1 protein-coding gene is annotated in these 482 nt (G+C 33.4%); it reads left to right on the top strand.

Translation table 11 applies throughout. The annotated features are described in order from the left end of the window. Nucleotides 1-234 precede the first annotated feature (234 nt). On the top strand, nucleotides 235-482 hold a 248-nt coding region (locus NE664_13570; GenBank protein MCQ4727661.1), incomplete at its 3' end, for a hypothetical protein.

The raw sequence follows: 482 nt of genomic DNA on the forward strand, positions 1-482 counted from the left end.
CAATATACGAAAACTTATTTTATAGGAAGGTTGTAAGAAAAGGTAGTTGCGTAACGCAATAGATAAAATGTGCAAAAAATAGGCTATAACTAACTTATTGCGTAAAGCAATAAGAGTTGATTGTTTTAGAGCAATAACATAAATTTTATAAAAAGTGGTGGAAAAAATAACACAAATCGTATATAATAAGTTTTAAATAATTAGTATATTAAAATACATAAAGAGGTGTTGTGTATGAAGGCGAGGAATATGGTTTTAGCAGGGGATTATAAAGGATGTGTTCTTGGTTCAGGGAAAGGTGGTCAAATAGAACCAGGATTATCACCTGGAATATTTAAGAGAAGGATACCGTTATCAAAAGAAACAGTAGAAAGTATGGAAGTTATAAATCAAGCAACCATACAAAGTGCGGCAAATGGGATTGTGAGCACAGCAATAAGCACAGCTTTATTGGGGCCTGTAGGGTTATTAGCAGGAAGGCC

The sequence above is a fragment of the Anaerotignum faecicola genome (genome assembly GCA_024460105.1).
Classification (GTDB): Bacteria; Bacillota; Clostridia; order Lachnospirales; family Anaerotignaceae; genus JANFXS01.